The organism is Gluconobacter sp. Dm-62, assembly GCF_018256155.1.
GTDB lineage: Bacteria > Pseudomonadota > Alphaproteobacteria > Acetobacterales > Acetobacteraceae > Gluconobacter.
Window position 1 is genome coordinate 50,398 of sequence record NZ_JAERLY010000009.1, and the last position, 18,024, is coordinate 68,421.

At 62.0% G+C, this 18,024-nt stretch carries 13 protein-coding genes; 9 read left to right on the forward strand and 4 right to left on the reverse strand.

Annotated features, from left to right (window positions below):
* The first annotated feature begins 12 nt into the window (after positions 1 to 12).
* The 4 genes from topA (at position 13) to JK202_RS10525 (ending at position 6,316) form a co-directional block, all read left to right on the forward strand.
* On the forward strand, positions 13 to 2,709 hold the full coding sequence (topA, locus tag JK202_RS10510) for a type I DNA topoisomerase (RefSeq protein WP_211560896.1): 2,697 nt from the start codon (positions 13 to 15) through the stop codon (positions 2,707 to 2,709).
* A 176-nt stretch (positions 2,710 to 2,885) separates the two neighbouring features.
* On the forward strand, positions 2,886 to 4,646 hold the full coding sequence (locus tag JK202_RS10515; RefSeq protein ID WP_249199938.1) for a S41 family peptidase: 1,761 nt from the start codon (positions 2,886 to 2,888) through the stop codon (positions 4,644 to 4,646).
* 24 nt (positions 4,647 to 4,670) lie between these two features.
* Positions 4,671 to 5,012: a DUF1491 family protein gene (locus JK202_RS10520; protein ID WP_211560897.1), complete on the forward strand. Its 342-nt coding sequence runs from the start codon at positions 4,671 to 4,673 to the stop codon at positions 5,010 to 5,012.
* Positions 5,013 to 5,167: 155 nt separating this feature from the next.
* Positions 5,168 to 6,316, forward strand: coding sequence for an OmpA family protein (locus JK202_RS10525; RefSeq protein ID WP_211560898.1), 1,149 nt, complete (start codon positions 5,168 to 5,170; stop codon positions 6,314 to 6,316).
* Between the two features lie 136 nt (positions 6,317 to 6,452).
* Here the strand turns inward: JK202_RS10525 and JK202_RS10530 are convergent, their stop codons facing one another.
* The gene (locus JK202_RS10530) at positions 6,453 to 7,028 is read right to left on the reverse strand and encodes a hypothetical protein (protein WP_249199941.1); all 576 of its coding nucleotides are present in this window, start codon (positions 7,026 to 7,028) and stop codon (positions 6,453 to 6,455) included.
* Between the two features lie 281 nt (positions 7,029 to 7,309).
* On the opposite strand from JK202_RS10530, the gene JK202_RS10535 reads away from it, so the two are divergent.
* From JK202_RS10535 to JK202_RS10555, 5 genes are all read left to right on the forward strand, one after another.
* Positions 7,310 to 7,870, forward strand: a complete 561-nt coding sequence (locus JK202_RS10535; protein ID WP_211560899.1) for a hypothetical protein — start codon at positions 7,310 to 7,312, stop codon at positions 7,868 to 7,870.
* Positions 7,871 to 7,951: 81 nt separating this feature from the next.
* A complete protein-coding gene (parE, locus tag JK202_RS10540) occupies positions 7,952 to 9,967 on the forward strand; it encodes a DNA topoisomerase IV subunit B (RefSeq protein WP_211560900.1) in 2,016 nt (671 codons plus the stop codon).
* A 2-nt stretch (positions 9,968 to 9,969) separates the two neighbouring features.
* Positions 9,970 to 10,860, forward strand: coding sequence for an EamA family transporter (locus tag JK202_RS10545; RefSeq protein WP_211560901.1), 891 nt, complete (start codon positions 9,970 to 9,972; stop codon positions 10,858 to 10,860).
* A gap of 103 nt (positions 10,861 to 10,963) precedes the next feature.
* Positions 10,964 to 11,386: a DUF2946 family protein gene (locus JK202_RS10550; RefSeq protein ID WP_211560902.1), complete on the forward strand. Its 423-nt coding sequence runs from the start codon at positions 10,964 to 10,966 to the stop codon at positions 11,384 to 11,386.
* 115 nt (positions 11,387 to 11,501) lie between these two features.
* Entirely contained in the window at positions 11,502 to 13,646 is a 2,145-nt protein-coding gene (locus JK202_RS10555) for a TonB-dependent receptor (protein WP_211560903.1), read from the forward strand.
* Between the two features lie 29 nt (positions 13,647 to 13,675).
* Here JK202_RS10555 and dld read toward each other — a convergent pair whose 3' ends face one another.
* From dld to JK202_RS10570, 3 genes are all read right to left on the reverse strand, one after another.
* The gene (gene dld / locus JK202_RS10560) at positions 13,676 to 15,406 is read right to left on the reverse strand and encodes a D-lactate dehydrogenase (RefSeq protein ID WP_211560904.1); all 1,731 of its coding nucleotides are present in this window, start codon (positions 15,404 to 15,406) and stop codon (positions 13,676 to 13,678) included.
* A gap of 82 nt (positions 15,407 to 15,488) precedes the next feature.
* Complete coding sequence (gene mutL, locus JK202_RS10565) at positions 15,489 to 17,342, reverse strand: DNA mismatch repair endonuclease MutL (RefSeq protein ID WP_211560905.1); 1,854 nt, start codon at positions 17,340 to 17,342, stop codon at positions 15,489 to 15,491.
* An 87-nt stretch (positions 17,343 to 17,429) separates the two neighbouring features.
* Positions 17,430 to 18,002 (reverse strand): DUF3035 domain-containing protein, encoded by a 573-nt coding sequence (locus JK202_RS10570; protein ID WP_211560907.1) that lies wholly within the window; start codon positions 18,000 to 18,002, stop codon positions 17,430 to 17,432.
* Between the last annotated feature and the right edge of the window lie 22 nt (positions 18,003 to 18,024).

Here is an 18,024-nt window from a genome sequence, read left to right on the forward strand (position 1 = left end):
ACCGGAGTGGCGATGACGGACGTTGTGGTGGTCGAGAGCCCGGCAAAGGCCAAGACGATCAACAAGTATCTGGGAGGCGGATATACCGTCCTCGCGTCGTTCGGCCATGTGCGGGATCTGCCGCCCAAGGACGGCAGCGTGCGCCCGGACGAGAATTTTGCCATGAGCTGGCAGACGGACGAGCGCGGCGCAAAGCAGATCTCCGCCATCACCAAGGCGCTGAAGGGGGCGAAGAACCTTTACCTCGCCACTGACCCGGATCGCGAGGGTGAGGCGATTTCCTGGCATGTCCGCAGCGTTCTGGAAGAAAAAAACCTTCTGAAGAACGTGGACGTCCATCGCGTTACCTTTAACGAAATCACCAAATCGGCCGTTACGGCGGCGATGGCGGCCCCGCGTGAACTGGACCGCCCGCTGATCGACGCCTATCTGGCCCGCCGCGCGCTGGACTATCTGGTCGGCTTCACGCTCTCTCCCGTCCTGTGGCGCAAGCTGCCGGGTAGCCGGAGCGCCGGGCGTGTTCAGTCGGTCGCGCTGCGTCTGATCTGTGAGCGCGAAGCCGAAATCGAGGTCTTCCGCCCCAAAGAATACTGGACCGTCACCGGGGGCTTCACGACACCCGGCAAGGCCGCGTTCCAGGCACGCCTGACCCATCTGAAGGGCGAGAAGCTCGACCAGTTCGACCTGAACAACGAACAGCTGGCCTTCGATGGACGTGATGCCGTACTGGCAGGGCAGTTCACGGTCCGGTCCGTCGAACGCAAGCGCACCAAGCGCAACCCGCCGCCACCGTTCACGACGTCCACCCTTCAGCAAGAAGCATCCCGTAAGCTGGGCATGAGCGCGCAGACCACGATGCGCACGGCCCAGCAGCTTTATGAAGGTGTGGATCTGCGTGGTGAGACGACGGGTCTGATTACCTATATGCGAACCGATGGCGTGACGATGGCGAAGGAAGCCGTGAGCTCCATTCGCGGCCATATCGGCAAGGCGTTCGGGGACGAATATGTTCCGGATTATCCTCGCACTTATTCCACCAAAGCCAAGAACGCGCAGGAAGCCCACGAGGCCATCCGCCCGACGGACGTGTTCCTTACGCCCCAGCAGGTTGGTCACGCACTGACGCCGGAACAGAAGAAGCTTTACGAACTGATCTGGAAGCGCTCCGTCGCCTCGCAGATGCAGTCGGCCGAGCTGGATCAGGTTGCAGTAACGCTGGCGGATGCGAGCGGCCAGACGCTTCTGCGCGCCACGGGCTCGACCATCGCGTTTGACGGCTTCCTCAAGCTTTACATCGAAGGCCGTGACGACACGAAGGCTGAAGACGACGACGGCAAGCTCCTGCCGCCCATGAAGGAAGGCGACCGCCTGACAACCGGGGCCGTGGATGCCGAGCAGCATTTCACGCAGCCGCCGCCGCGCTATTCGGAAGCCTCGCTCGTCAAGAAAATGGAAGAGATCGGCATTGGCCGTCCCTCGACCTATGCTTCGATTCTCGGCGTGCTGCGGGACCGGAATTATGTGCGCCTGGATGCCCGGCGCTTCATCCCTGAAGACCGCGGACGGCTGGTCACGGCGTTCCTGACATCCTTCTTTGAGCGCTATGTGGATTCGGGCTTCACGGCATCGCTTGAAGAGCAGCTTGATGACATTTCGGGCGGCCGGGCTGACTGGCATGATGTCATGGCAGCCTTCTGGCAGGATTTCTCGGCGGCGGTCGCGCAGACCAAGGACCTGAAGATCTCGGACGTCATTGACGCGCTGGACGAAGATCTCGGGCCGCATTTCTTCCCGCCCCGCCCGGATGGTGGCGATCCGCGCGTGTGTACGTCGTGCGGAACCGGACGCCTCGGCCTACGGCTTGGCAAGTTCGGCGCCTTCATCGGATGCTCGAATTACCCGACCTGTCAGTTCACGCGCAGGCTGGTAGCTGAGGAAGGCGATACTGAAGGGCTGAATGATGGCCCGAAGGTTCTGGGACAGGATCCGGACACCGGCGAGGACATCTCGATCCGTCGCGGGCCTTACGGACTGTATATCCAGCGCGGAGAGCCCAATCCGGAGGACAAGAAGGCCAAACCCAAGCGGACAACCATTCCCAAGGGCATCGACGGCAACACCATGACCATGGAGCAGGCGCTGGGGCTCCTGTCCCTGCCGCGTCTGGTCGGGCTGCATCCGGAGACGGGCGAAAAGATCGAAGCCGGTCTGGGGCGCTTTGGGCCATATGTGAAGATGGGCGCGATCTATGGCACGCTCGACAAGGACGATGATGTCGTAACCGTCGGGCTGAACCGGGCCGTGGATGCACTGGCCAAAAAGCTGGCCTCCATCCGCAATCTGGGGCCGCATCCAAAAGACGGCGAGCCGGTCATGATTCGCAAAGGACGGTTTGGCCCGTATGCCCAGCACAACCAGCTGATCGCCAACCTGCCGAAGGGGCAGGACATGGAGGAGGTCACGCTGGATGAGGCGGTGGCGTTGCTGGCGGAAAAGGGCAAGCCACTGAAAGGTGGCGCAAAAAAAACTTCTACGAAAAAAGCGGCTCCGAAAGCGGCAAAGACGAAAAAAGCCGTTGCGGCTGCGGAAGGGGATGAAGCGGCTCCAAAGAAAGTAACGAAGCGTAGCCCGGCCAAATCCGCCACCAAGACGAAAACCACAACGCCGCGGAAGCGTAAGACTGTTTCCGACACGTCGTCGGAAGACTGAAACCAGATCGGATCGGCAGTGTTGCCAGATGGCACTGTCGACCCCACATTCGATCTGGCAAGTCTTTACCGTGGCTGAAGTTTGTGGCGTGGTCGCGTTACGGGAGCAGCCTTTCTTGCCGTCCCGTCTCCAAGGACCCCGTCTTGCGTCATGCTGTCCGCCTTATGACCTTTTTCATGCCGCGCAGCCGCGAGGCGGCATGTCGTCAGGCCGTGTGTCTGGCGGTCTGCGTCTTCATTCTGGTGGTCGCGACAGGATCTGGAAAGGCACAGACGGCTCCGGACACGAGCAGCACTGCCGGTCCATCTTCCACCCCCACTCCTGTACAACCACCGCCCCCCGTTTTCTCAGCCTCCATCACAAGGGAGGTTCTGGTTGCAGCGCTTGGCTTTCTGGAACCGCGCACCCTGGAACCTCATTCAGCGCGGGATTTTTCGATCTGGGGACTGGATGGTCTGACGGCCATTGACCCGACCCTCTCCGTTACGGAAACACAGCCCACAGTTTCACCGCTGGCCGCCCCGCCTCCTGGCGCGGCGATGGCCGCAGAGAAGGTGGCTGGCGAGGCGACATCCGGACACGCTCCATCCATGCTGAATATTCTGCAAGGGCAGACAATTGTGTTCAGCCGCGCCATGCCCGCAGCAGACGGCAACGGCGCCTGGGCAGAACTGGTCACAGCTGCCATGCAGGCGGCCTGGCAGCACTCCTCCACCCTGCGCGACGCCGGACCCGATGCGCTCTTACAGGGTTTTTTCGACGAGCTCTTTAACCATCTGGATCCGTATTCCCGATACCTCGGCCCCTCTCCCGCCACCTCGGACCGAACACGACGGACCGGGAACACGGGTACTGTAGGGCTGAGTCTAGGGCAAAGCGGACGGACAATCGTGATTACAGCCGTCAATGCCAACGGTCCGGCCTGGGAGGCCGGTGTGGATACAGGCGAACGTCTGGTGTCCGTTAACGGGCGGACGACACGGGGCCAGAACGTGACTGCAGTTCAGGATTGGCTGGATGGCGATGAGCACACATCTGTCGCGCTCGGAATCGCGTCCAAGGGGCATGGGACAACAATTCTTCGACTGGAGCGGGTGCAGGTTCCACCAGAAACCGTGTTCGCCTCAACGGATGGTTCTTTCACCGTGCTACGCGTCACGTCCTTTTCGACCCAGACAGCGGAAGAGATCAGCCAGTATATTGATCAGGTGGTGGATGAACCGACCCCGGACGCCCCTGCGCCGCCTGTAACCAAAAACAGAGCGGCGCAGGCGGCAGGCATCATTCTCGATCTGCGCGGCGATCGCGGTGGTGTTCTGCAGCAGGCCGTCACGACAGCGGCCCTGCTGCTGGATCATGGTGTGGCCGTAACCACGCATGGGCGGAACCCTCTGGCCAACCATATCTGGGCCGTTCAGGGTGGTGACATGACCAATGGCACACCAGTCGTGATTCTTGTGGACGGACGGACAGCCAGCGCGGCTGAAATCCTGGCCTCCGCACTGGCCGATCACCGCCGCGCGGTCGTGATCGGGAGCGAGACCCTGGGCAAGGGACTCGTGCAGGTGATCGGACAGATGCCGAACGGAGGCGAACTGTTCGTGACGTGGAGTCGCAATCAGGCCCCCCTGGGCTGGCCGATCCAAGGACTGGGCGTCATGCCTCAGGTCTGCACGTCGCTCGGCGCGGAGTCTCTTCAGGCTCAGTTGTCCGCCCTCAAGCAGGGCAATACCCTGCAGGGTATTGCCGTACAGATGGCGCGCTCAGCCCGCTATCCAGTGCCGGTCACGAAGATTCTCGAGATCAGAAAGCACTGTCCGGCCGCGATCGGTTCGGATGCCGATATGGACGCAGCCAGGGCGCTGCTGTCTTCCCCTGCCGCCTACAGGGCGGCGCTGGAGTCTGTTCCCGATGAGAACAGCGCCCCCCTCCACTAGCACGCAGGACGAATGGAAGCAGTCATGGGCGCAAGATTGAAAACGGGACTCTGGGTACGGGCTGTCCTGCGCCGTATTTCTTCGGACGGAACCTCCGCCATGGTTCTCAAGAAAGGCGACGAGGATGCCGGTGCGGTTCTGATCGTCCTGGCGGACCGTTCTGGCGGTACCGGAGTCCTGCGCGAGGACGGGTCCGGCTGGGCGCGCGTGGATGCTACCGATCCGCAGAGCGTGGACGCGTATCTGGAACGCCAGAAAAAATATGATCCGGACCTGTGGATCATCGAGCTTGAGATGCGGGATGTGTCCCAGCCCATCGAGCGCACTCTCGGGTCGCGGAGGCTCGATCTGGACGAAGAGGCGTAAACTGTGGGAGTGAAGACACAGCACATGGCGAACCTGCCATAAAGAAAACCGCATGATGCGGCATTGTGCTGTGTGATGCGTTGCCATCGTCCGAGCTTTCGGCAAGAACACACACAGACAAGGTTGGCAGATTTGGCTGGTTGGAGAGAAATGACATGACGCAACGATCCGTTGTCAGGACCTGGCTGACCCGTGCCGGGTTCACTGCAGGCGTTTCGATGCTCGTCATGGGAGCCGCAACAGCACAGCCCGTCAAAGGGCTGTATGTTGCCGGTGAAGGCGGTGCAAGCTTCAACCAGGATCAGACGGCGCGCCTCTCGCCCGTCTTTCCGAGCGGGCGCGACCACTATCAGGCTGGCGTGACCGGCATCGGCAGCCTGGGCTACGGGCTCGGAAACGGATTCCGCGTCGAGGTTGAGGGGAACTACCGCAACAACCGGTTGCAGCAGTTCCGTTCCAGCACGTTCCCGTCTTCCGTTGGTGGGCGTCAGCAGGGCTATGGCGTCATGGCCAACGCGCTGTTCGACATGGACATCGGCAAGTCCTGGGTCTTCCCGTATTTCGGCGCAGGCGTCGGATATGGCTGGCAGGCGATGAACACCTATGTTCATGCTCCGAACGGCGCCTTTGACCAGCATGTTGGCGGCACGGCCGGAAACTTTGCCTATCAGGGCATTTTCGGTCTCTCCTTCCCTGTCCCCTGGGTCGTGGGGCTGTCGGCAACGGCGGAATACCGCTTCTACACGCTGATGGGACCGAACGGGCACCACGCCACGGCGACCGGGATCTATGGCGGCTGGGACAAAACGAAGGAATTCGGCGTGTCCAGCGGCAACCGCGACACAAGGACGGACTTCAACCATTCGCTGATGCTGGGGCTGCGCTACGAGTTCAATCCGGCTCCCCCGCCGCCGAAGCCGGTTGCAGCACCGATGCCGGTTCCCGGCCCTGCTCCCACCCGCACCTATCTGGTGTTCTTCGACTGGGACTCGGCCGAGCTGAGCACCCGTGCAAAAGCTGTCGTGGCGACCGCAGCACGTAATTCGACGTCCGTTCAGGTCACGCATATTGAGGTCAGCGGCTATACCGACACCTCGGCTGCCCAGCCGGGACGCCGCGGCGAGGCCTACAACATGGCGCTGTCACAGCGTCGTGCGAATACGGTCAAGGAAGAGCTGGTACGTGATGGCGTGGCCGCGGGCCTTATCACGACACAGGGCTTTGGCGAGAGCCACCCACTGGTCGTCACAGCTGCCAATATCCGCGAGCCTCAGAACCGCCGCGTGGAAATCGACTTCAAGTAAGATCTGCAAGCAGGATCTGCTTCCCGCGCAACCGGCGGCTTCTCACGGAGCCGCCAGTTTTTTATGCCTGTCGCGCATGAAAAAGGGCGGAGAGAACACTCCCCGCCCTGTTCCGGCCCATCACTGGATGGAAAACTTACTTCTTGCGACGCACCGTGTGACGGACGGCAGCTTTCTTTGCAGTCGCCTTCGCGGGCGTCGGTGCGACGACTGCGGGCGGCTTCGCAACAACCACGCCGGTTGCATCGACTGTAGCGCGGATCGTCAGATGTTCGCGCTTTTGACCGCCACCCGGGATCAGCTCGGCCGTGAACGTGTCCGTTCCGGCGTAAGCCGTAGCAGGCGTGTAGTCCACGTAGGTCTTGCCGTCATAATTGTAGAGGAAGGCCTTGCCGTGTGTCGGCGGAGGATTGACGCCGAAGGAGGCATAGTTGCCGCCCATCGGCTTCTGGATGGCGATGGAGCACAGTCCGTCATCGCTGCGGACCGTCATGTCCACGCTCATCGTGCCGTCAGCAGCCTTCTTGACGGCGGAGACATGACAGACGGCGGATGTGCGCTGGTATCCGAAGGGATTCGGAGCCACGGAACGCTGGACGATCGGCTGCTGGGCACAGCCGGAGAGAAGCAGGGACACGGCAAATGCCGAACCCAGGGTAATGGCAGAACCTCGCAGACGCACGGTCAACTCCAACGCATCGTGACAGGACATGCCGCGTTTTCACGGCAGACAGACGTTCGCATGTAGAACAGGACAGCACGGGGCGAAAGACTGCACGGCGCACCATCGGCCATTTTGACGGTATTTTGTGTCGTATGACCGATAAATTGGTGTGGAAGGGTCTCGCGCCCATTTTCTGCCATGAAATCATGTTTCGGATTAAGGGCTTGCCGCACGTTCCTCAGACGCAGAATCAGCTTTCGCAGGGGGTCGACCGCGGGTAGTCTGTTCCAGTGGTTTGGCCGGTCGATCCGGTCTTGTGGAGTCTGTCAATGCCGTCGATCTTCCGTCGTTCCTTCCAGAGCCTGCTTGCCGTCGGGCTTTCCTGCGCTACGCTTGCTGCCGTTCATCCCCTTTCCGCCCGCGCTGCGGACTGCGGCAACTCGCCCGCTCACGAAGCCTTCGATGTGGCTGGCCTGAAGTCCGAGCTGATGGTAACGGCGCTGTCGTGCAAGGCACAGGACCGTTACAATGCCTTTGTCGGCAAGTTCCGTCCGGCCCTGCTGAGCGCTGATGAGCGTCTGAACAGCTATTTCCGCACCACCTACGGCCGTCGCGCACAGGTTGAGCATGACGACTACATCACGCAGCTGGCCGATATCCAGTCGCTGGGTGGACTGAAGTCCGGCACAGTTTTCTGCGAGCAGCGCGAAGCCATGTTTGACGAGATCGACGCACTGGAATCTTCATCCGACCTCGCCCATTACGCCGAGGCCAAGGACGTGGCCCAGCCTGCGTCCTATGAGAGCTGCGAAGCTCCTGCCACGGTGGACCGTCATTCCCGCAAGGGTGTGACGAAACGCGCGGCCACCCGCCGTACGAACCGCGCCTGAAACTCCCTCTCTGAGCCCGTCCGTTACCCTGTCGCGAAGCGTTTGCTTGACGTTCTGTGATGGGGCGGCGACAACGCAGACATGAGCGATCTGTTCGAGTCAGGAAAGACAGGCAAGACCCGGGCCGGCGGCACCCGCAAGGCACCGGTCGACACGGAATATGGCGCCCACGACATTGAGGTGCTGGAAGGGCTTGAGCCCGTCCGGCGCCGTCCGGGCATGTATATCGGCGGCACGGATGATACCGCGTATCATCACCTTGCTTCCGAAATCCTTGATAATGCGATGGATGAAGCGGTGGCCGGTCACGCCACCACCATCGATGTCAGGCTGGAGGGCCCGCGCACGCTCATGGTGCGCGACAATGGTCGTGGCATCCCGACCGATCCCCATCCGAAATTTCCCGAGAAATCCGCGCTTGAGGTAATTTTCACCACGCTTCATGCGGGCGGAAAGTTCTCCGGCAAGGCCTATGACACGTCTGGCGGCCTGCATGGCGTTGGCAGTTCGGTCGTCAATGCGCTGTCCGAGAAGCTCGAAGTCGAAGTCGCACGGGACCGGACGCTGTACCGGCAGGACTTCGTGCGCGGTGTCTCTCTGGCGCCGCTGGCAGAAGTCGGCAACGCACCCAACCGTCGCGGTACGACGGTGCGGTTCACGCCCGACCCGGAAATCTTCGGCAATCATCATTTCTCCCCGGCCCGGCTCTACCGGATGTGCTGCTCCAAAGCAGCGCTGTTCCGGGGCGTGACAATCCAGTGGAAATGCGAGCCGTCCCTTATCAAGGCCGGAGACGAAACTCCGGCTGAAGCCACCATCCAGTTCCCCAACGGTTTGGAAGACGCGCTCTCGGCAGAGCTTGGGCCTGATCCGGATCTGCTGACCCCGCTCTGGGCGGGGGATGTGGAGCTGCCGGTTGCGGCGGATGGTCGCACGGGCGGTCGCGTGGAATGGGCAGTCGCGTTCCTTGAGAGCGGCACGGCGTCGCTCTCCTCGTTCTGCAACACGATTCCCACACCTCAGGGTGGCACGCATGAGGCCGGCTTCCGCTCAGCTCTGGTCAAGGGGCTGCGGGCCTGGGGCGATCAACGCAAGGTCAAGCGGGCGGCAGCGATCTCGGCCGAGGACGTTCTGGGGTCCGTCGCGGCCAAGCTTTCGGTCTTCGTCCGCGATCCGCAGTTTCAGGGCCAGACCAAGGACAAGCTGACTTCTCAGGAGGCCTCACGGCTGGTCGAAGGGGCGCTGCGTGACCGCGTGGACCACTGGCTGGGCGGCAATCCGCAACAGGCAGACGGCCTGCTGGCCTTCATGGTGGAGCGGGCGGAAGAGCGTTTGCGCCGCCGCGAAGTCAAGGACACGGCCCGCAAGAGCGCCACGCGCAAACTGCGCCTGCCGGGCAAGCTGACAGACTGCACGCGCGAAAATGCTGCGGATACGGAGCTGTTCCTGGTGGAGGGCGAATCGGCCGGTGGTTCAGCCCGTCAGGCGCGGGACCGCGAAACACAGGCCGTGCTGCCGCTACGCGGAAAAATTCTCAACGTGGCCTCCGCCACGACCGACAAACTGCGGGCCAATCAGGAACTGCGGGATCTGACGGAGGCTCTGGGCTGCGGTATCGGAGCGTCGTTCGATATCAGCCGCCTGCGCTATGGGCGCGTCATCATCATGACCGATGCTGACGTGGACGGGGCGCATATCGCCTCGCTTCTCATGACGTTCTTCTATCGCGAGATGCCGGAGCTGATCCGTCAGGGCCATCTGCATCTGGCGCAGCCCCCGCTCTATCGCATCACGCATGGGCCCAAGACGGTCTATGCCATGAACGATCAGGACCGGCTGCGGCGGATCAAGACCGATTTCAAGGCCAATGCAAAGGTCGAGGTCTCCCGATTCAAGGGTCTGGGCGAAATGCCAGTGAAGGATCTCAAGGAAACGACCATGGACCCGGCCCGGCGCACATTGCTGCGGGTCATCACCCCGGCGGAAGACCGTCTGGCGACCAGCGAGCGGGTGGAGAGCCTGATGGGCCGCAAGCCGGAACTGCGCTTCCGGTTCATTCAGGAACATGCCCGGTCCGTTGACGAGCTCGACGTCTGAGCGTGTCGTCACAGGCCAGTTCCACGGAGTCTCATAGCCAGCTCAAGGCCGTCGGGTGCCTGATCGGGGGAATTTCCTCCTTTCAGGTCGGCGCAACGTTGGCGAAGGGGTTGTTCCCGCTGTTCGGCCCAACCGGCATGGTGGGGCTGCGCGTGTGCCTGGCGGCCGTGATCCTGCTGTGTATCTGGCGCCCGACACGCGGCACACTGACGGTCGAACGGCTGAAGCTGCTGCTGCCTTACGGGGCCGCTGTTGCGGTCATGAATTTCTGTTTTTACGTGGCGCTGGTCCGGCTGCCGCTGGGCGTTGTGGTGGCCCTTGAGTTCACTGGCCCCCTGACGCTGGCACTGGTCGGCTCCCGTCGGTGGCTGGATCTGTGTTGGGCAGCGCTTGTAGTTGCGGGGCTGTTTCTGCTGCTGCGGCCCGAAGGGGCGACGGCAGGTCTGGCGTCGCTCAACCTGTTCGGCGTGGCCGCGGCCCTTCTGAGTGGTTGCGGCTGGGTGGTCTATATCCTGACCGGCACGCGGATGGGCAAGATGTTCCCGGCCCCCGTTGCGACCACTCTGGGCATGAGCACGGCGGCTATTCTGCTGTTGCCCTGCCTGATCCCGACGATCCCGACGGTTCTGACCCATCCCTGGCAAGGTGGCGCTGCGCTAAGCGTGGCCGTTCTGTCCTCAGCGGTTCCGTATATTCTGGACATGATGGCGATGCGGACCCTGAGTCCCCGCGATCTGGGTATTCTGCTGAGCATGGAGCCGATGCTGGGTGCACTTTCGGGGTTCATCTTTCTGCACGAGGCCCTGTCCATCATGCGCTGGATAGGTGTGTTGTGCATCGCGGCGGCTTCGGCCGGGAATGTCCTGACAGGTCGGCAGAAGCCGCTGCACTGATCCCACACGGTCAGTAATCGTCTGAAAACTGCTAGAAATATAGGGACGGGCCGTATTCTGCTCCCTTGACCGCCCCCCTGCCCGCGCGCCAGATGCGGGCGTCATGTCCCGCTTTTCCTCCTCTTCGAACCGACGGTCCGGTGTGTCTGCGTTTGCAGTCATCGCCGTGGTTCTTCTGGGGTTTCTGGGACAGCTGGTCCTTCAGGGATGCGCCTATCCCGAGGAAAGCCCGCGAGCGGTCATCGAGCGCCTGACCGGGATCGACATCGCACCATCCCCGGTGGAGATGTCCGGGCCAATGCCCGGAATGATGGCCGGCCATCATCACCATCATCATTCCCATGACGGCAGTTGTCCGCTCTGTCCGCTGTTGCAGCTTCTGGCGGTCATCCTTGCTGGACTACCTATCGTACCAGCCCGAAGCACCACAGGCCGTCAGATCCGGCAGCAGCCCGGCGCACCTCGAGCCCCACCCGCAGTCTGGCGTCTGCTGCCACCGTCCCGGGGACCACCCCGACTCGCCTGAACCCATCGTGGTCATGGCGGAAGACGAATGTTTCTGAAGGCTGCCTTTCCCGGGGGCGGCCTTTCAGGGCGTGATCCGCTGTGACTGGATTTCAGACCAGTCGAGGATGTGGATCATGCTCCCCCCTTTCAGTTTCCGCACAGGCGGAAGCGCAAATCATGCGTGCAGTCTTCTTGCGATTGCCGGGTTGTCCCTGAGTGCATTTTCAACGGCTTCGGCCCAGAACACCGTTTCTCCAGACGACTCCATCGAGGCCACCGGTACCGAACACCTGACGGTCAATGGCGTCCGTCAGCCCCAGACGACAAGCGCGGATACGGCGCATCTTCTGGACCATGCGCTGGGTTACAGCACCTATTCCGCAGGCGGTGTTTCCGCCCTGCCCGTCCTGAACGGTATGGCCGATGACCGCGTGGCGACACTCGTGGACGGGATGCGGATTGATGCCGCCTGCCCGAACCACATGAATCCGGCCATGTCCTATGTCGATCCGGACAGCGTCTCACGCGCCGTGGCAATTGCGGGCATCACGCCCGTCAGTCTGGGCGGTGACAGTATCGGCGGAACCGTGGAGATCGAGCGCAAGGACCCGCTCTTTGCCAAAACGGGCAATATCCTTGTGACGGGGCATGTCCGTGGCGACTATCGCAGCAATGGCGGCGGTTCGGGAGCTTCGGGGTCCCTGACGGTCGCCAATGACATGTTCAGCCTGCGCTATACTGCGTCCTATTCCCATGCCAGCGACTATCAGACCGGTGGAAACGGGAAACAGGTGCGCTCCACGGAGTATCTGAGCTTCAACCATGCCGTGACGCTGGGCGTGAAGAAAGCCAATCACCTTCTGGCCCTGACCTTCGGGCAGCAGGACATCCCGTATGAGGGTTTTCCCAACCAGTACATGGACATGACAAACAACCGGTCCACATTCGTGAACGGCAAGTACAAGGGCGACTTCGACTGGGGCACGCTGGATGTGCGCGGGTCCTGGCAGCATGTCACCCATGTCATGGACATGCTGTCGGACAAGGGTGGTCACAGCGCCACCACAGGTATGCCCATGAACACGGATGCACGGACGGCGGCCTATGCCATCAAGGCGACGATTCCGCTCGGGCTTAAGCATACGCTCAAGCTGGGTAGTTCCTTCGACCATAACGGGCTGAACGACTGGTGGCCGCCATTGCAGGGCAGCATGATGATGGGGCCAGACACCTATCACAACATCAATAACGGCCATCGGGACCGGCTGGGCCATTTCGCGGAATGGGATGCGCAGTGGCTGCCGCGCTTTTCCACGCAGCTCGGATTTCGGAACGATCTGGTGATGATGAATACGGGCAAGGTCGCGCCATATTCCTGGACCGGCATGATGTCGATGGCGGATGCCGCTGCGGCGGAGACGTTCAACAAGGCGTCACGCGGCCGGACGGACGTCAATTTCGACGTCACGGCAACCGGTCGCTGGAAGCCGATGGACAGCCTGTCCATTGAGGGCGGCTATGCCCGCAAGACGCGCTCGCCGAACCTGTATGAGCGCTATGCCTGGGGAATGGGGAGTATGTCGACACAAATGATCGGCTGGTTTGGCGATGGCAACGGCTATGTGGGGAACCTGAACCTGTCCCCTGAAGTCGCGAATACGGCCAGCGTGACGGTGGACTGGCATGATCCGAACCCGACGCAGCGCTGGGATCTGAAGATCCAGCCGTTTTATACCTACACGCACAACTACATTAACGTCCGGCGGCTGGGCAACTTCTCGAGCGGGCTGTCGATGCTGGGTTTCGTCAACCATAATGCCCAGAGCTACGGCATCAACGCGTCAGGCTCGGTACGTCTGTGGGATAGAGCGGCTTACGGACGCGGCGAGCTTGTCGGGAACATCAACTGGGTCCGCGGTGTGGATCTGGTCACGCATTCGGGGCTGTATCACCAGATGCCCGCGAACGGCCTGATCGGACTGCACGAGACCTATGAGAACTGGACGGGCCGGGTCGAGGTGACGCTCGTGAAATCCAAGGATACCGTGGACTGGCTGCGCAACGAGCCCCGTACGCCGGGCTATGCGCTTCTGGGGCTTGGGGGGAGCTATCGCTGGCGGTATTTCACGCTCAATGCCGAGCTGGCGAACGTGCTGAACCAGCGATATTACCTGCCTCTGGGCGGGCTCTCGCTGGGGGATTACGACGCGACGGGTATTCTGGGGCCATTGCCGGGAATGGGGCGGTCTTTCAACATGAACCTGACCGCCGCATTCTGAAAAGAACCGGGCCGGGAGAACCGGGAGCGTCAGACGCTCTCGGCCACCCAGTTCCGCTTCTTCGTCGCAAGGCCAATGCCAGGGTTGAAGCAGTTGCAGGGATCGAGGCTGCGGTAATGGGCGACCATCTCGTCCGGCGCCTTGTAGAGATGCCCGACATTGTGTTCCGCCGGATAGCGCGCGCCACGCGCGTCCAGTCCGGGGAGCATGTCGTGCTCCACCTGCATGGCGTTGTAGCCCTTTTTGATCACGTAATCCTGGTGCATCACGTGGCAGAAGAAGTGCCCATAATAGAGTTTGACGATGATCTTGTCCTCGATCTCCTTGGGCAGGACCTCGAACCACTCACGGTCGTTGCGACGCAGGGCAACGTCGAGCGCCACGATATCTTCGGCGGTTTTCGTATGGACCGCGCGATACCGCACGGCAGCGCCAGCCGCGGCAAAGCGGTGCAGGAAGGCACGCTTGCCCTCGTCCGGAGTACATTCAAAGAAAGCGCCACCCGTCGCTGATGCCCACTGTTCCAGATAATCCCGGACAGGCGCGGTCATGGGGGCAGAGACCTTGAGCATCAGGTGGTGCTCGAAACGGTCACGGTATTCGCACATGCGCCGGGGAAGCTGCTTCGGCAGGAAGCGGCTGAGAAACTGCATCGCCAGATCGCTGAAATGATCGGACAGGAACGGCAGTTTTTGCGCGAAAACATCGAAGCGCGACTTCATCGAGAAGAATTTCGGCAGGTATTTCGTGCCAAAATAGCGGATGACCGCGAAGGTATCCTTTCCGTATTTCTCGGCAATGTCGAACGCATCGCGATGCAGATATTCACCGGCGATTGGCAGTTCATCGAAATGCGTCAGGGCATGACGGCGGAGGTCTTCAAGGTCGGATGTGTTGTTCGTCCCGATGTAAAACACGGCCGGGTTCTTGTTGGCTTCGAACGTGTCGAGACGGACAGCAAACACGACCAGCTTGCCCGCACAGCCCGCGGCTTCGTACCAGCGGTTGGGATCGGCATTGAAGCGGGCGGGCGTATCGGCATCCACGTCGCGGACATGGGAGGCGTAGTTCTCGTCGTGACCGCGTCCGGCCTGCCAGTCGATGGCGGCATCGGGAAGCTGCCCCGTCTGCACGGCGGCGAGGATTTCCTCCGGATTACCGTCGAGACGGATACCGAGGTGATTGACGAGATGCAGTTTGCCGTCCGCACCCACCTGGCCGAACAGGGCCATCTCGGTGAAGGCCGGACCACGCTGGACGAGCGCGCCACCGGAATTGTTGCTGACACCGCCCAGAACCGAAGCGCCGATACAGGACGAGCCAATCACGGAATGAGGCTCACGGCCAATAGCAGCAAGCTTGTCTTCCAGATCGTGAAGGGTGGAGCCCGGCAGACAGACGACCTGCTTGCCTTCACCGATCAGGTGAATGCCGTCGAGCCGGTTCGTGCTGATGATGACCACATCACGGTCATAATCATTACCGTCTGGTGTAGAGCCACCGGTCAACCCGGTATTGGCGGCCTGCATGATGATGATCCGACCAGCCTCAGCGCAGAGTTTGGAGGCACGCCACAACTCGACAAGGCTGCCCGGCTGAAGCACCGCGACCACATCACCCATGCCGAAGCGGAATCCTTTGCGGAAGCGATAGGTCGCAGCCGGCTTCGTCAGGACATGCCGAGCACCCAGAATGGCGCGAAGCGAGTGAATGAGCGAGGCGTTACTGACCTCGGAGCTGCCTTTTGATGACGCTGGCATTCTATTGTCTTTCCCTGTCGGCAAAGTGGTCGCCGCTGGTCCTTACATGGTTTTTCAAGAAACCGCTCTTCAACCCTGCGTGTTATTTAACGCGCCCAAAAAGACGTTCAAGTTCACGCCGGGTCAGTTTGAGCCAGGTTGGCCTGCCATGAGAGCAAGTATTTGCACGTGGTGTCAGTTCCATCTCACGCAGCAGGGCATCCATTTCTTCGGGCTTGAGACGACGACCTGCACGAATGCTGCCATGACATGCCATTCGCGCCAGAATGGCATCCAGATGATGCGAGAAACTTCCTGTACTCGCGGCGTCCAGATCCGGATCATTGGCCAGTTCGTCGGCAACGTCCTTCAGAAGGCCCTGAATATCCTGAGCCCCAAGAAGGGCCGGAACCGACCGCAGCAGGACGCTACCGGGGCCAAAGGATTCAAGGTCGATCCCGAGTTTTGCGAGGTCTCCGGCGCGCGCCATGAGGGCATCCGCTTCGCGGCGGGGCAGATCCACCACTTCCGGCAGAAGCAGGGCCTGCGAGCGCAGCGTGCCACCGCTGGCATATTGTTCGCGCAGGCGCTCGTGGGTCAGGCGTTCATGTGCGGCATGCTGGTCTACGAGGACGAGGTCGCCGTCAGGCGCAAGCGAGAGAATATAAGTATCGAAGACCTGCGCGATGGCAGCCCCGAGCGGGAACGCGGGATCAAGGGCTTCGGGCTGCTGCGGGGCACGGGCGGCTGGCGCAAAGCCCGGATCCGTTTCCGCAAAACCCAGACGGGATGTGGGCTGCGGAGGTTCTGCGGCAAGCAGAGAGCGCGCCTCCGATCCTGTTGGGAGGCTGGGCTGAACCGGGGTGAAATTCTCCTGTGGCTCAGGGGGGCGCGGAGGGTAAACGATGGAGGGACGCGCACCGAAGCTCGCATGGATGCCGCCGCCGCCATTCGAGCCATGCCCCAGTGCCCGGCCCAGACCGCCGATCACGAGAGAGCGGATTTCGGCTTCATCGGCGAAGCGCAGTTCCGTTTTGGCGGGATGGACGTTCACGTCCAGCCGTTCCAGCGGCACTTTCAGGTGGAGTGCCATGACCGGGAAGCGGCCGCGCTCAATGACGGGGCGATAGGCCACGCGGATGGCGGTCCGGAGCATCGGGTCCGTCACCGGGCGGTTGTTGACCAGAATGAACTGCCCCGATCCGGTCGCGCGGGTCCGGGCCGGACCACAGGCAAAGCCCGACAGACGCACGGCACCGCGCTGTTCGTCGAGCGGGATGAGCGTGTCGGGCGTCGTGTCGAGAACGGAGGCCGCGCGCGTGATGGGGCTCTGCTCGGGCAGGTCGAACAGCACTTTGTCATCGAGCAGGACGCGCATGGCGCAATGTGGCGCGGAAAGAGCCAGCCGCCGCATAACGGATTCGGCATGGCCGCTCTCGACCCGTGCGCTTTTGAGGAACTTGCGTCGCGCCGGAGTGGCGAAGAACAGGTCCGTCACGACAATACGGGTGCCGACCGGGCCGGAGGCGGGCTGCGGCGGCGTGATGACGCCGCCATCCACGCGGATGCACCAGGCGGTGTCGGAGTCCGGCGTGCGGGAAGTGATGGAAAGCCGTGCACTGGCGCCGATGGAGGGCAGAGCCTCACCCCGAAAGCCCAGAGTGCGGATCTGGACGAGATGATCGTCCTGAAGTTTGGAGGTGCAGTGGCGCTCGACAGCCAGTTCCAGCTCAAGCGGGCTCATGCCGCAGCCATTATCCGTGACGTCGATCCGGTCCGTTCCACCCGCGCGCAGGGCAACCACGATGCGCGTTGCGCCGGAATCAATGGCGTTTTCGACCAGTTCCTTCAGCGCAGCGGCAGGACGCTCGATGACCTCACCAGCCGCGATCAGGTCGATGACATGACCGGAAAGGCGTCGGATTGTGGGACGGGACAAGGACGGGGCCTCGGTCACGATGCCTCCTCATCGTCCGGACGGGGGCCGGACGGCAGACAGAACCGTTCCTTGCGCCCCGTCAGGGAGCGGAAGGAACGAGCATACTCAGAGAACGCCGAGGAAGGCTTTCTTCTTCCTGACCGTCGGGGTCGCCCCCGCTGCGGGGTTGCGGCCCAGCGCAGAGTTCTCACGGATGCGGCGGTTTTCACCGTCACCATCCACCACGGAACCGGCATTGCCAGCGTTCCAGAACATCAGGTTGTCCACAAACCCGGCATCGGCGGCGCCGAGTTCGGCGTTGTTCGGCGCATTGGCGGACTTATCTACCTGTCCGACCAGTGCGGTCTGGCCGGTGCTGCCCTTGCCGGAATCCGGGTGCAGCGCCGTGTCAGGAGACAGGGTTTCGAGCGCCTGCATGCGCGGGCTTTCGTCCGGGCGATGGGCGTCGGCAGCGCCGGGGAGCTGCATCTGCTCGGAGGGCGGCATCGAGAGCGGCGCACGGGTCGTGACGGTGTACTCGTCGGGCATGGCCCGTTCGAGGCCGATCGCGCGTGAGACATCGGCGCCCGAACAGCCCGAAAGCAGCAGGCCGACGGAAGCCATGGCACCCATCTGGACACTGAGACGGGCAATGAAAAGACGGTTACGGCGCATGGAGGGCCCCTGGGACGCGATCATGATGAAACACTCCTACAGTCCG